Annotated in this window: 12 protein-coding genes; 6 read left to right on the plus strand and 6 right to left on the minus strand. The window is 33.7% G+C overall.

The window, feature by feature from the left end:
- Positions 1 to 47 precede the first annotated feature (47 nt).
- Genes AC1RRN_RS15895 through AC1RRN_RS15905 form a run of 3 tightly spaced genes read right to left on the minus strand, consistent with a single transcriptional unit; the run spans position 48 to position 6144 of the window.
- A complete protein-coding gene (locus AC1RRN_RS15895) occupies positions 48 to 1421 on the minus strand; it encodes a hypothetical protein (protein WP_492968232.1) in 1374 nt (457 codons plus the stop codon).
- A gap of 23 nt (positions 1422 to 1444) precedes the next feature.
- On the minus strand, positions 1445 to 3019 hold the full coding sequence (locus tag AC1RRN_RS15900; protein ID WP_492968233.1) for a RagB/SusD family nutrient uptake outer membrane protein: 1575 nt from the start codon (positions 3017 to 3019) through the stop codon (positions 1445 to 1447).
- Between the two features lie 11 nt (positions 3020 to 3030).
- Positions 3031 to 6144, minus strand: a complete 3114-nt coding sequence (locus AC1RRN_RS15905; protein ID WP_492968234.1) for a SusC/RagA family TonB-linked outer membrane protein — start codon at positions 6142 to 6144, stop codon at positions 3031 to 3033.
- Positions 6145 to 6647: 503 nt separating this feature from the next.
- Between AC1RRN_RS15905 and AC1RRN_RS15910 the strand changes: the two genes are divergently transcribed.
- From AC1RRN_RS15910 to AC1RRN_RS15925, 4 genes are all read left to right on the plus strand, one after another.
- Positions 6648 to 7364, plus strand: a complete 717-nt coding sequence (locus AC1RRN_RS15910; protein ID WP_492968235.1) for an NUDIX hydrolase — start codon at positions 6648 to 6650, stop codon at positions 7362 to 7364.
- 21 nt (positions 7365 to 7385) lie between these two features.
- Positions 7386 to 8117, plus strand: coding sequence for an NUDIX hydrolase (locus tag AC1RRN_RS15915; RefSeq protein WP_492968236.1), 732 nt, complete (start codon positions 7386 to 7388; stop codon positions 8115 to 8117).
- Between the two features lie 164 nt (positions 8118 to 8281).
- Positions 8282 to 10078: a translation elongation factor 4 gene (lepA, locus tag AC1RRN_RS15920; RefSeq protein WP_035681367.1), complete on the plus strand. Its 1797-nt coding sequence runs from the start codon at positions 8282 to 8284 to the stop codon at positions 10076 to 10078.
- A 108-nt stretch (positions 10079 to 10186) separates the two neighbouring features.
- The gene (locus AC1RRN_RS15925; protein ID WP_492968237.1) at positions 10187 to 11638 is read left to right on the plus strand and encodes a hypothetical protein; all 1452 of its coding nucleotides are present in this window, start codon (positions 10187 to 10189) and stop codon (positions 11636 to 11638) included.
- A gap of 49 nt (positions 11639 to 11687) precedes the next feature.
- Here the strand turns inward: AC1RRN_RS15925 and AC1RRN_RS15930 are convergent, their stop codons facing one another.
- Together AC1RRN_RS15930 and AC1RRN_RS15935 are read right to left on the minus strand one after the other, a co-directional pair.
- Complete coding sequence (locus AC1RRN_RS15930) at positions 11688 to 12182, minus strand: hypothetical protein (protein ID WP_492968238.1); 495 nt, start codon at positions 12180 to 12182, stop codon at positions 11688 to 11690.
- 26 nt (positions 12183 to 12208) lie between these two features.
- A complete protein-coding gene (locus tag AC1RRN_RS15935; RefSeq protein WP_492968239.1) occupies positions 12209 to 12730 on the minus strand; it encodes a hypothetical protein in 522 nt (173 codons plus the stop codon).
- A 270-nt stretch (positions 12731 to 13000) separates the two neighbouring features.
- Between AC1RRN_RS15935 and AC1RRN_RS15940 the strand changes: the two genes are divergently transcribed.
- Together AC1RRN_RS15940 and AC1RRN_RS15945 are read left to right on the plus strand one after the other, a co-directional pair.
- Positions 13001 to 13633, plus strand: a complete 633-nt coding sequence (locus AC1RRN_RS15940) for an outer membrane beta-barrel protein (RefSeq protein WP_492968240.1) — start codon at positions 13001 to 13003, stop codon at positions 13631 to 13633.
- Positions 13634 to 13796: 163 nt separating this feature from the next.
- Complete coding sequence (locus AC1RRN_RS15945; RefSeq protein WP_492968241.1) at positions 13797 to 14756, plus strand: helix-turn-helix transcriptional regulator; 960 nt, start codon at positions 13797 to 13799, stop codon at positions 14754 to 14756.
- A 50-nt stretch (positions 14757 to 14806) separates the two neighbouring features.
- Here AC1RRN_RS15945 and AC1RRN_RS15950 read toward each other — a convergent pair whose 3' ends face one another.
- The gene (locus tag AC1RRN_RS15950; protein WP_492968242.1) at positions 14807 to 15304 is read right to left on the minus strand and encodes a DinB family protein; all 498 of its coding nucleotides are present in this window, start codon (positions 15302 to 15304) and stop codon (positions 14807 to 14809) included.
- Positions 15305 to 15358: the final 54 nt, after the last annotated feature.

The following is a 15358-nucleotide window of genomic DNA, read 5'->3' on the forward strand; positions in this document are numbered from 1 at the left end:
TTTTTAAGTAATTATGGTTTTGTTTTGCAACAATAAACCCTTAAAAATTAAGGAATTATGTAATGAAAAACAAACCATTCGTCCTTGCCTGCATCATATGATGTCCCTAACCAGATACCTTTTTGAAGGTAACTTGTATTATATGCTTTAACTACTTTAATAACATTGGTAGTTGGGTTCATCCAACTGGTTGAGTTTTGAATCAGTGTATTAGTCCCTAAATTAATTTCATTGGTTTCACTATTAATAGTAAATAGTCCGGTTGTTACTACACCATTTTGGCTTCTTGTATAGTTTAGTTTACCTCCCCATTGATCAAAACGGATCCATGAATTAGCCGCTACGGCTGCCCAATCATCATTCCAACCCCAATTGTACGAGCTTGATGCGCCTGTTGTCCAGCCTTTTCCTTTTCCAATCCAGTCTACAGGATTCCCATTTCCGTCTAAATTCCAAACTCTTCCCGCACCTACACCACCAGTAAGCATCGTTAGTAATTCGCCCGGAGCAAATTTTGGATTAAAACCTTCGTCAACAACCGGAACGGTAACCGGCGGAACATAGCTGTCTGCATATTCTTTGGCAACAAAATTCCAGATATACCACCATGGACCTTCACTGTTGGTTCTCATTATCGCAATTCTCAACTGATTATCAGTAAGTTTCAATACTTTAATATTGTTATTCCAGTTACTTGCATTTGTAATGTAGTTGTCTGGTCTTAGGATTGTTGCTCCTGTAGTCGTTAAAGTATGTGCGTTAATGTCTAAGAAATAAGTTCCATTCTGAATAACAGTTCCGTCTTTTTCATGCACTGTCATAAAAGGTCCGCCATCAAGGCTAAATGTCATATATCTACCCCAATGCATATCAGCATCTGAACTTGAATTAGCATTTCCTTCAGGTTCCCAGTTTGGCGTAAAGTTACCCCATTCTACTGTTGTGCTTGGATCTGCATAAGACATTGCCCCTGGAGCTAAACCATATTTACCATTATCAGCTACCCATGATTTTTTCTTACCCACTCCACCTGATAAAGCCGTCCAAAGAGGATCGTTCACATAATTCAAATTGTCTTTAGTAACTGTTACTGTTACTGGATCTAACTGAACAATACCTGCATCCGTAACAGCAGAAATTTTAATGGTATAATTACCTTTAAAAGCATATTTAACCGTTTCTGTTGCTTTGTTTGATTTTCCTGTAACATAATCCCATGTCAGGATAACTCCCGGAGTTGTGTTTTTTAGTATTACAGTATTTCCTCCCGGATCTACAGCAAAATCCTGAGTAATTTCAAATTTAATATCTGATTTATCGGTAACAGCGTCTAATGAGTAAGACTCTGGCGAACAAGATGACACTAGTACCAGCGCTGCTAACATCAAAAATGATGTAATTAATATTTTAATATTTTTCATTGTGTTTCATTTTTTAATTAAAATTACCAACCGGCATTTTGTTTTAAAACCCCATTTGACAATGTGATCTGAGTATTCGGAATTTGTTGCAAACCTTTTGTCGCCTGAATTTTAGCAGCCGTAATTGTTTTTGTTCCGGCAACTCCACCATTTAATAAAGTCGTAGTTTCAGCAATTGTAGAAGAAGCAGTTCCAATACCCTGACGGAGTAAATCCCAATATCTAACACCTTCAAGAGCAAATTCTAAATGTCTTTCTTTCAAAATATTATCAGCATTTACCGGTAAAGTTGTAAAATTCTCTTTGTAAGCTCTTTTTCTTACTTCATCAAAATAAGCCTGAGCATTTCCACTTCCTAATTCTGCTGCCATTAATAAAACATCAGCATATCTCAATACCACATAATCCTGAAATTGACTAATATCCCAAAACTGGCTACCCATCGTTAACGGAAGATCTTTTCCGTCTTTATCCACCATTGGTGTATATTTCTTATTGTAGTAACCTGTATATTCTCTTTGATTGTTTTTCTTATCAAAAGCAATTTTTTCTTCATCAATTCCAATCACAGTTGCTACACGTCTGGTATCTTTTGCATCGTAAACCTTGTATAATTTAGAGTTTACTGTAACTCCCCATCCACGACCGTATGGATAAGACGAGAATTCTCTCATGCCAAACATTACGAGCCAATGGTTACCATCAGTATTTCCGTTATAATCACTTGTGTAAGTATATTTTATAGAAAATACTATTTCTTTGTTGCTTTCACCTGCATATTTATCAACAGAAGCTGCTGGCCATAAAGTAGAGAAATCTGCCACTAAACCATGTCCGCTATTGGCAATAACATTTTCTAAATGACCCAAAGCCTGAGCTTTAGTAACTACACCTACTAAATCACTTTTTCCATAATAACCAGTGTAATACAAATAAACACGTCCCAGTAAAGATTTTACAGCCCACTTTGTAATACGTCCGCTAGTTGTTGCGTTGTATGCTGTTGCAGGTAAATTTTCTGCAGCAAAAACCAAATCTTGTGCTATGACTTTATACACCTCATCCGGATTTGCCTGAGGAACATTTTCAGAAGAAGGCGCTGTTAATAATGGTACGTTTCCCCACAAACGCACCATTTCAAAATAAAGATAAGCTCTGATAAATTTGGTTTCAGACTCGTACGTGTTTCTTAAAGTCGTATTTCCTTTCCAGTCAATCTGATCAAGTTTTGACAAGAAAACATTACAACGATAAAGTGCTTTGTAGTACGCAATCCAGTTGCCATTCAGCATATCAACATCTGATGGAGAACGTGTAATATCAAACTCATCGATAGCAGCATAATTGAAGCCATCAGAATTACCCGTTCCGCCAAAACAATCATCAGACATTACTTCGCTTATTACCGGAACACCCAAGCCCGATGCTCCGGTAGCAACTTGTAAACCATCATAACAACCTACAAGTGCTGAATAAGCATCATCTGTAGTTTTGTAAAAATTTGTATCTGTTAATTGTGTCAATGGTTCTGTTTCTAAACTGCAAGAACCCAGAGACAATAAACTAAAACAGAAAATATATAAATATGTATTTTTCATTTTTTTATTTATTAAAGTTTAACATTTAATCCCATCATGAATGTTCTTGGTCTTGGGTAGTAACCCACATCAACACCTGATGAAAATTTCTGGTCATCATTTGAAGATCCAAATCCAATTTCAGGATCCATACCATCGTATTTCGTAAAAGTGTATAGATTTAATACCGAGAAGTAAAGTCTAAACTGGCTTGCAAAAAATGGTTTTGATTGTTTCATTTTGGCAAAATCAAATCCTAATGTTACTGTACTGATTCTTAAGAAATCACCATCCTGAATGTATAAATCAGAAAACTGGGTAAAGTTTCTGTTATCTTCTGTCACTCGCGGCGTTGTGTTTGATGAACCTTCACCATGCCAACGATCTAAAATTGCTGCAGTATAATTTCCGTAAGCGCCTGCCTGATTTCTGTACGATTGTACAATTTGGTTACCTGCAACACCATTTGCCATCAATGAAAAATCAAAAGCTTTGTAATTTGCTGACAAAGAGAAACCAAAAGTAAAGTCCGGATTTGGTTTTCCGATATTGGTTTTATCAGAAGCATCTATTTTATCATCTCCATTTACGTTCGTATAAATAAGATCTCCGGGAGCTGCATTTGGTTGTAAAACTACACCACTTGCCGATTTGTAATTATTGATTTGTTCCTGATTTTGGAAAACACCTCCTGTTTTATATCCCCAGAAATAACCTAGCGGTAAACCGTTTTGTGCTCTGTAGAATTCACCTGCATTATCATAAAGTTCATTGCTTAATCCGTGAATAATACCATCGGCATTCGGAATCTTTCCAACTGTATTTTTATTGTAAGCACCGTTTGCACTAATGCTATAATTAAAATCGCCTATTTTATTTTGATAGTTCAGACTTAGCTCAACCCCTTTATTTACGACATCTCCTCCGTTTATAAATGGAGCATCTGCACCGGCAGTTGCCAATATTGGAGCCAAAATCAACCAGTCTTTACTTTTCTTGTTGTATACATCAAAAGTTACACTTAAGGCATTATCTAAAAATCTGGCATCAAAACCAAAGTCGATTTGCTCTGAAGTTTCCCATTTTAAATCCAGATTTGAAAGTCTGTCAGGATAAGCCCCCGGCGTAAGAACACCTTCTGTATCTCCAAAAATATAATTGGTATTGTTTGATTTTATAGTGGAAAGATATTGGAAAGCTCTTGCATTTTGATTTCCTACTTGTCCCCAGCTTCCTCTCAATTTAAGGAAGTTGATCACATTTGAACCTTTCAAAAATTCTTCATTTGATACAATCCATCCCGCAGAAACTGAAGGGAAATAACCCCATTCGTTTTCTTTAGAAAAAACAGAAGATCCGTCCATTCTAAAAGTTGCATTTAATAAATAAGTTTCTTTAAAATTATAATTTAGCCTTCCAAAATAAGACATTCTTTTAGTCTCTTGTTTCAAACCCGTCATTGACATTTTTGCACCATCTTTATTGGTTGTATTGTTTAGCCATGCGTGTTCTAAATCATTAAAAATTACATCTGAATTAGTAGCAGATACACTTGTTCCATCATAATTAATAGCAGATGTACCTAACATAGTTTCAAAGTGATGATTTTCGGCAGCATCAAATTTATAAGTCAACAAATTATCCCATGTGATGGTTTTACCTTTGTTCATGTTTTGATTCACTCTGTCAAAAGCGCTATTAGCATAAATTGACAATTGATACACGGGTGAATACGAGTGTCCTTCTCCAGCGTAATAATCAAGACCTAAAGTTGTTTTTAATGTTAGGTTTTTTATTGGCTCAATTTGCAAATAAACATTTCCTAATAATTTCTGGTTGTTACTTTCATTTTGATTATTGTAAACCATTAACGCATACGGATTTGCCGCACCTGCTAACCAAGGCTCAGTATCATTTGTAGTATCATAATAATTACCATCAGCATCGTACATTGGCATTAATGGTGTTGCCTGAAAAGCGCTTCTTAATGAATTGTTGTATTGATTTCCAACTCCAATTCCGTTTTTATCAACGTATGCGAAACTTAAGTTTTCACCTAAAGTCACTACATCTTTGTACAATTTATGTTCTGAGTTGAATCTGAAATTGTAACGCTCGTAGTTTGATAAATCTTTTCCGCCTACAACTCCTTCTTGTCCTAAATAAGACAATGAAGTAGAATAAACAGAAGTATCAGAACCTCCTGATGCTCCAAAAGAGAAGTTTTTAGTAGCAGCATTATCAGTAAGCATGTGATCCATCCAGTTTGTTCCTGATCCTAATCCTGCAATTTGATCATTTGTGAAATAAGGATTTTTCCCTGAGTTTACCGCGGCTTCGTTTAACATAACAGCATATTCTGTTGCGTTTAGCAAATCTACTTTTCGGGCTACAGATTGTATACCGTAATATTGATCAAATGTAATTTGTCCTCCTGCACCTTTTTTTCCTTTTTTTGTTGTCACCAAAATAACTCCGTTTGAAGCTTGTGAGCCATAGATTGCAGCTGAAGCGGCATCTTTTAAAACAGAAATAGATTCTATATCTGAATTATTCAAATAAGAAATATCACCTGTCAATATTCCGTCAACAACATAAAGCGGACTAGTTCCTGAAGTAGAACCTGCACCTCTGATCACAACATTCAAACCTTCTCCCGGTTGTCCTGAAGTAGACGTAACCTGAAGTCCGGCTGCCTGTCCTTGTAATGCCTGAAGCGCGTTTGTCGTATTTGTTTTCACAAGATTTTCACCACTTACCTGAGTAACAGCGTTTGTTACCAGCGTTTTCTTTTGCGAACCGTATCCTATTACGACTACTTCTTTTAATTCTGCCGTCTCTTCCTCCAATTTAACGTTAATCGCTTGTTGCGTTCCTACCGTTATTTTCTGGCTTTTGAATCCAATAAAAGTAAACACCAGAACATCGCCTGTTTTTGCTTCTATTTTGTAGTTCCCGTCAAAATCAGTTGTGGCACCGATTTTAGTTCCCTGCACTGCAACACTGGCGCCCGGAATTCCCATTCCGTCAACGGTCGATGTTACATTTCCACTTACAGATCGGGATTGCGCCTGTGCAAAACCCGACTGTATCATAAATAAGCTAAACAACAGCGCCGTACAAAACGAGGACAATGTTGTTTTCATACAATATTTGCTTTTCATAATAAAAAAAGTTGGTTAAATTAAGTTAGTTATGGTTATATATTAAAGTGTAAGTTTCATTGAGAGGGTACCAAAAACAACTATTGTTTAGCTTGTTTTCAGTTGATTTTATTACTTCTAAAATTGTTCTTTTAAAACTTATAGTCATTTTGAACTTATCTTATGGTAAATTTGACTACAAGTGTAAAACTTTTTTTCTATTTTAGCAAAATATTAAGGATATTTTTTTCTAATTCGGATTTATAGAGATTCGATTTTATTGATTTGATAAGTTTTTAATCAAAAATGAAATAAATAATATTGAAAAAATATCGAAGTAGCATTTTGATAATCAATCATTTAAGGAATTACAATTTTAGAATCCATTTTTTTAAAAATTCCAAGCTGCTGATTATCAATTTTTTAATTTGTTAAAAAAATATTAAGTAATCAATAAAGCCACTTATGCATTTAATTTGTTTAATTTGTCAAAATTTCTGTTGTATATGGATAAAAAAGTAGATGCCGATTCCGTCATAAAAACTGAACAAAACGCAATGAATGCGATCACGATTGACTGTGTTATATTTGGCTTTGATGAAGGAAGTTTAGAAGTTCTTTTGGTGCAACATGGCGAAGGAATTAGTAAAGGAAAATGGGGACTTCCCGGAGGTTGGATTTACAAAAAGGAAAGTACAGACAATGCAGCGCATCGTTTATTGAATGAGCTTACGGGTCTCGATAATATTTATCTGGAGCAATTAAAAGCATTTGGAGATCCGGATCGTTTTCCGCTTCGTCGTGTTATCACTATCGGATATTATGCTTTAGTAAAACGAGAAGATTATAATATAAAAGCGGGTTTTACAGCAGCTGATGCCAAATGGTATAAGATTGATTCCATTCCGGATTTAATTTATGATCACAACGAAATTCTGGCTTACAGTCTGAAACATCTTCAAAACAGAGTGCGTCAGGCACCGATTGGGTTTAATCTTTTGCCTGAAAAATTTACTTTATTACAGTTAATGCATTTGTATGAAGAGATTTTGGGAATCGAAATGGACAAATCGAATTTCAGACGAAAAATTCTGCATATGAAATTGTTAGTTGCTTTAGATGAAAAACAACAGGATGTTTCGCACAGAGCGGCAAAATTATATAAATTTGATCCGGAGATTTATAATAAGCTTACTGAAAAAGGTTTCAATTTTGAATTTTAATAACGCTTATACAAGCAAAGAATGGCAGCATTATCCCCTAAAGAAATTTCTAAAATCGACACTATTTTAAATAGCTCGACACCAGCAGTTGATGGAATTTCAATTGACTGCGTAATTTTTGGTTTTAAAAAAGGAAGCCTTGAAGTCCTTTTAGTACAGCACGCCTTAGGAGAAAGCGAAGGAAACTGGGGATTGCTTGGCGGCTGGATGAAAAGAGAAGAAAGCGCCGATGATGCCGCACACAGAATTCTTTATGAGCTTACCAGTCTTGATAATATTTATCTGGAGCAGCTAAAAGCATTTACAAATCCAAAAAGGGTTTTAGATCGTCGTATTGTAACTATTGGATATTATACTCTTGTAAATCAAGAAGATTATGATGTTAAAGCCAGTTTAGCAGTGAGGGAAGCAAAATGGTGTAGGATCAATGAAATTCCGAATCTAATATTTGACCACAATGAAATCCTTGAATTTAGCTTAATGCAACTTCGTAACAGAGTTCGTCAGGCACCAATTGGATTCAATCTTTTGCCCGAAAAATTTACTTTATTGCAATTAATGCATTTGTATGAAGAAATATTAGGAATTGAGTTGGAAAAATCAAATTTCCGAAGAAAAATTCTGCATATGAAACTGTTGGTTGCCTTAGATGAAAAACAACAAGATGTCTCGCACAGGGCTGCAAAATTATACAAATTTGATCCTGATATTTACAAGAAACTGACTCAAAAGGGATTTAATTTTGAGTTTTAAAGACTGTTTTGAATTAGAGAATCCAACAATCAGACAACTACATTCCAGAATCCAAAACTTTGCGCTATCTTTGCGCCTTAATAACATGCTCTATTGCAATTGCTACAGGGCAAATTTATATCCGGAAATTACTAAAACTCGCATAAGAGAATTGAAATAATAAAATGAAGAAGATACGTAACTTTTGCATTATTGCACACATTGACCACGGTAAAAGTACACTGGCAGACCGATTATTGGGCGCTACACAAACCGTTACAGCTCGTGAAGAAAAAGCACAATTGCTTGACAACATGGACCTGGAGCGCGAGCGTGGAATCACCATTAAAAGTCACGCCATACAAATGGAATACACTTATAAAGGCGAGGAATATATTTTAAATTTAATTGACACTCCTGGTCACGTTGACTTTTCATACGAAGTTTCACGATCTATTGCGGCCTGTGAAGGGGCGCTTTTGATTGTTGATGCTGCACAAAGCATTCAGGCACAAACTATTTCGAACTTATATTTAGCATTAGAAAATGACCTGGAAATTATTCCGGTTTTGAATAAAGTTGATTTACCAAGTGCTAATCCGGAAGAAGTTAGTGATGATATTATCGATTTGCTTGGATGTAAATTGGAAGATATTATTCATGCTTCCGGAAAAACAGGTTTTGGTGTTGAAAATATTTTAGCTGCCATTATCGAAAAAATTCCTGCTCCAAAAGGAAATAAAGACGAACCATTACAAGCTTTGATTTTTGACTCGGTTTACAATCCGTTTCGTGGAATTGAAGTAATCTTCAGAGTGGTGAATGGAGAAATCAAAAAAGGGCAAAAAATTAAATTCATGGCCACTGGTAATGAATATTTTGCTGACGAAATTGGAACTTTAAAATTAAATCAGGTTCCTAAAAATGTAATTTCTGCTGGTGATGTTGGTTATTTAATTTCTGGAATTAAAGAAGCCAAAGAAGTAAAAGTTGGAGATACTCTAACAGATGCTAAAACACCTACAACCAATATGATTACTGGTTTTGAGGATGTAAAACCAATGGTATTTGCCGGAATTTATCCTGTTGATACTGAAGATTATGAAGATTTGCGTTCTTCTATGGAGAAATTGCAATTGAATGATGCTTCGTTAGTTTTTACTCCTGAAAGTTCAGCTGCTTTAGGATTTGGTTTCCGTTGCGGATTTTTAGGAATGCTTCACATGGAAATTATCCAGGAACGTTTAGAGCGTGAGTTCGACATGACTGTAATTACTACAGTTCCTAACGTTTCGTATTTGGCTTACACCAAAAAAGATCCGGAAACTGCATTTGTTGTAAACAATCCTTCTGATTTGCCTGAACCATCTCGTTTAGACAGAGTTGAAGAACCTTTTATAAAAGCTACCATCATTACAAAAGCTGACTTCGTTGGAAACGTAATGAGTTTGTGTATCGAAAAACGCGGTCAAATTACCAACCAAACCTATTTGACTACAGAAAGAGTTGAATTGAATTTTGATATGCCTTTGGCGGAAATTGTATTCGATTTTTACGATCGTTTAAAAACAGTTTCTAAAGGTTATGCTTCTTTTGATTACTCTCCTATCGGAATGAGAACTTCTAAATTAGTAAAACTGGATGTACTTTTGAACGCACAAACAGTTGATGCACTTTCAGCTTTGATTCACGAAGACAACGCTTATAACATCGGTAAAAAAATGACCGAGAAATTACGCGAATTGATTCCGAGACAACAATTTGACATTCCGATTCAGGCGGCAATTGGAGCCAAAATTATTGCTCGTGAAACAATTAAAGCACTTCGTAAAGACGTTACCGCAAAATGTTATGGTGGAGATATTTCGCGTAAGCGTAAACTTTTGGAAAAACAGAAAAAAGGTAAAAAACGTATGAGACAAGTTGGAAACGTTGAGATTCCACAAGAAGCTTTTATGGCTGTTTTGAAATTGAACGACTAATTATTGTTTTAGAAAATAGAGGCAAGAGCAAAGAATATAGATTTAACCCAATGACGAAAGTTGTTGGGTTTTTTGTTTAGATTTGGTATAACTCTATAAATAAACCAAATGGAAGAAGCATTTTATAAAAAACTTGAAGAAACTGACATCTACAATAATGAAATTTTTGACTTACAAGAATACGATTTAGTAATTGAAAAAATACATCCTGAGGGTATAAGTTTTAGTAATTGTATTTTTAATTGTATTAGTATTAGTTTTAAAAATATTCAAAATGCAAAAATAAGCATCACATTCAATAATTGTACTTTTAACTGTGAAGTTAATTTTAATAATTGTAGTTTAAAAAAATTACTATTCAACGATACTATATTAATAAAATCATTAAATATAAATGCTAAACATGGTCAAAATGGAATATTTGAAACTTTTAAGTTTTCTAATTTCCCAAATAGTAAGAAGACAGAATTAAATACTGATTTTTCAATAAACAATACGACTATAAATAAATTCTTTTTATTCGAACATATAAATCATGTTAGTGGAAGATTGCATTTTTATAACAACACCTTTGGAATAGAACTAAATGAATATGGAAACACTATTTTTAACAATTCAACTATCTCAAATATCTTCTTTAAAAAAAATACATTTTATAATCTGACTACATTTTTAAATAGTACAATAAAATATAATCACAATGAATTAAAGTCTTCAAGTGAAGTATATAAGCATAATTGGTTCTTTAAAAACACTTTTGAGAAAGTAAAATTTGATAAATCCACATTTATAGGTAAATGTGAATTTGATCAATGTGATTTTTTAAGTACAACATGGTTTGAAGAATGTGAAAATTTATCAAATTCACATTTAAAATTTGTTGCATGTGAATTTAATGGATTTTCTCTTTTCAATAACTCCAAAATAAATTTTTTGAATATTGACAGATCCACTTTCGATAAATCATCTTCTTTTACGGATGCTGAATTTAACACTTTAAAACTGTATGAAGTAAAATTTGGAGGAGGAGCTTATTTTGATGAAATGAAAATAAATAAAGTTCTAGACAAATCTTATTTAAAAGATAAATCTAAAATATTAGAATGGAAAAGAACATTAAGAGGAATCAAACAAGAGCTTCAAAAAACTGAAAACAAAATTGATTTTAATACTTATAGAAATTATGAACTGTCAGCGCATTATGAAGAATTAAGTTTATTTACAAACTTTAAAGACACATCCATTCTTTGGGCAACAAAATGGTCTTCAAATTTTGGAAATTGGTTTTGGTCGTTGGGTTTTACATTACTATCTGGATTGTTATGGTATACAATTTTATACAGAATTGAAAACTCAGCTACTTTTAATTGTGAAAAAATAAATGAATTCTTTGTTGGTGCATTTAGATTTTTTCTGGTAACAGATTTTTATAATCCACTGGAAAATGACAGAACATATTTAGAAAATGGGTGGAGTTGGTTGATTTTTATTCTAGGAAAAATCTTTATCGCATTTGGAATTTACGAAATGATTCAATCCTTCCGTAAATTTAAAGCTTAAACCATAAAAATAAAAAACCCGATAACTTTCGTTATCGGGTTTTTTATTTTTAAGCAGTCGGCATGGTAAACGACCAGCCTGCTATAACCAAATCGCGAACGACTTCATTGGTTTCAGCTCCGTCTTGTAAAGTATAAATTCCTTTATTGGCAACATATCTTTCTGCTAATTTTGACGATCCGTAAATGCCTCCGAAGATAGTAGCAAAAATTCCAAGTATAAATACGAATGCATTTAAATTCATAAAATTATAAAGCAAAAGGCCTAATAATAAGATAACCGAAACAACCGAAATTGTAACAGCCTTATTCTTTGCATCGTAATGAATGTCTTTGCAGGAGCGGCATCTAGGAATTCCGATTAAAACTTTAGAATATTTTACTGATCTGTAAACGACTATATTAGTTCTGTCACCCTCAACAAAAAGAGGTACGAAATAACAGTCGTTCATGTTTTCCATTTCAGCTTCTCCACAGTAGGTGCATTTGTGATCGTGAGGCTCAAATCTCTTATAAGCCTCATCAAAGGTGTAATTTCTAATCATTTTATTTGGGGTTTAAAATTTAAAAATTAATCATTTGCTGGTATCAATCTTGACAAAATGTACTTTATCAAAAAAGCAGGACCAAAAGCCATTATCATTGGAATAAAAAGTTCTAGGTTTAAAAAAGTATCGCGTCCTCTAAGATAAAAACCAACGGCAAAAGGCATAAGCAGAGCGCCCACAGCAAAACCAACCACCGCCGGTATTGGATTTTTTGGAAAACCGTAGAATCCTGCTAAACAAGCCACCAATAAGGAAACTAAAACCATGATTCCGCTTTGTCCCCCAAACATTGCAATTAGGAGAGAAGAAAAAATGACAGCAAAAACAGCAATATTACCTTTCTCTTCATTTTCTTTTGCTTCTTTAGCTTCATAAAAAAGATCTTCTTTATAGCTTTTAACCACTTTCAATAATACTTCTTTTGCTTTTTCCTCTTCAAATCCTGATTCAATCAAATTATTGATTTCAGTTTCTGCATCAAAAACACCTCTTCTTAGCTTATTTTTTAACTCTTCTTGCTTAGAATATGACAATTCGTTATCCATTTTCGATATTTTTTAAGGATTTAAAAATAACAAAATAATTAAATTAACAATCTAATTAGTATGAATATTTTTTTGAGAAAAGTGTGATTTGGTTCCTCATTTCAGGAAAGCCCGTATTTGCTTACGATGCCGAATTTTTATTTTACAAAAAATAAGTAAATACTTATAAAAATATTTAATCGTCTGGTTTTTAATGCATTTCGTCGAGATTAAAATAAATTTTACAACAAAAAATATAACTTTAATCTTACAACTTTAAAACTAAATATTATGAAAACGAGATTTTTAATTATGGCAACACTGTTTACTTTTTCATTTGTCAATGCTCAGCAACAAGAAGCTGAAGAAGAAATGCACTCAGCAAAAGGTGTAAGATTTCAAAAAGGAGATATGTTTATTGAAGGAGGTATTTCAATCAGTACAAGTGATGATGCCAACGCATATTCTATCAATCCAAAATTTGGGTATTTGATTGCCGATAACTTTGCAGTTGGAGGAGATTTAGATTTTGGAGGAGGGAAAACTGATGTAAATGATGGCAAAACAAGTTTTTTTGGCATTGGCGCTTTTGCCAGATATTACTTTTTTGAAGCTGACTCAAGACGTTTCAAAGCATTTGCCGATGCAGGCCTTGGTTATAGCCATGCAAAAGCCGAATATAATATTGTAGGCAATCCTGTTCGATATGATAATACTACAAACGGAATAAAAGCTAACATTACCATAGGATTAAATTACTTTTTCAGTCAGAAATTTGCTGCAACCTTTGTTTTGGCAGATATTTTAACCTACAATAATGCAAATCCGGAAAATGGATCCTCATCAAACAGTTTCGAATTAAATATCAATTTATTCAATAACATCTTTGCACAGCCTAAATTTGGATTATTATACAAGTTTTAATTTGATTCAGGTCGCTTACTTTGAAAGTTTAACCGCAAAGTTCGCAAAGAAATTATAACCCGATAACTTTAGTTGTCGGGTTTTTTATTTTACTAACCTTTGTATCTTTGAATCTTAAAATCTTAGAACCTCAGCAACTCAGAACCTTAGTACCTCAAAAAAAATGCTTGACGAATCTCCAAAACGTTTTGACCGAATTGTCGCAATCCTCATTCAATTACAATCAAAAAAAATTGTAAAAGCACAGGAATTGGCCAATCGCTTTGAAGTTAGTTTACGAACCATTTACAGGGATATTCGAACTTTGGAGGCATCCGGAGTTCCAATTTACAGCGAAGCTGGTGTCGGTTATGCTTTAATGGACGGTTACAGATTACCTCCTGTTATGTTTACACGCGAAGAAGTCAGCAGTTTTATTGCAGCAGAAAAACTGATGCAGAAATTTACGGATCCTTCTTTAGGAAGTCATTATGCATCGGCGATGTTTAAGTTAAAATCGGTTTTACGAAGTACAGATAAAGACTGGCTTTCCAATATTGAATCGAAAGTGGTCATGCAAACGGCAGAACCTATGTTTAATGATAATTCTCCTAATACTTTGGCTGTTCTTTTTGAAAGTATTGCAGAGAAAAAACAAATTTTACTATCCTATAAAACCGTAGAAAGAGACGAAACAACTCAAAGAAACATTGAGCCTGTGGGTGTTTTTCATGATCATAACAATTGGTATTTTTTAGGATATTGTCATTTGAGAAAAGATTACCGACAATTTAGAACCGACAGAATTCAGGGAATTCAGAAAACTGAATGTGATTTTACGATAGAACATGACTCTTTAGAAACCTATTTGACTAAAACAGAAACTATTCCTACCACAAAAGTTAGAATTTTGATCGAAAAGAAAATAGCCCGATATCTGGAAACGGAGCGAAAATATCATGGTTATATTTCAGAGAAAGAAGTAGACGGTCAAATAGAAATGACTTTTATGTGTCGCGACATCGAAAGTGGTTTTCCACGCTGGTTTTTAATGTTTGGCGATTATGCTAAAATCCTGGAACCTGAAAGGCTCAAAACCCGGGCTTTGGAATTACTTGAAATCAACAGAAAAAGGCTTTTATAAAAAAACTCCAAAAGAAAACTTAAATTCTTTCGGAGTTTTTTTTAGCTAGTTTATTGGTTTTTTACAACATTATAAAAATTGTAATCCGTGTTGGATGCATCGGTTATCCCAACATTTCGACCAATCGTAACAATCTGTCCCCTGTGATAAGTACCATGATTCACTACTTGCAGTAAATAATCGCTAAGCGGTAATTCACATTGAAACCAAGGATTTTCAATTTTGATTGTTTTAGCCAATTGTTCCTCTGATAATGATGCAATAAATGTTGCCAATTTTGTAGAGGTGTCTATCAAACCATTAAATATCACATTCTTATCTAAATCAACATTTTCTTCTCTATCAGGCAGAACAATTTCGGCTATTATTGAATACCAATATTGTTCTGTTTTCCAAATATGATTAAGCGTTTTAATAATATTTGTATAGCTTGAAGCCACTTCTGTATTCAGCAATTCATCTGATTTTGTCGAAAGCCAGTTTACAAATTGTTGATTAACCCATAAATTGTAAGCGGCATAATTGGTCATTATTTTTTTTAGACTCATAACGTTTGATTTATATGATACTTTGAATGGAGTTATTTAAGTTTGAAATAATTT

The sequence above is a fragment of the Flavobacterium sp. GW821-FHT11G01 genome (assembly GCF_058808175.1).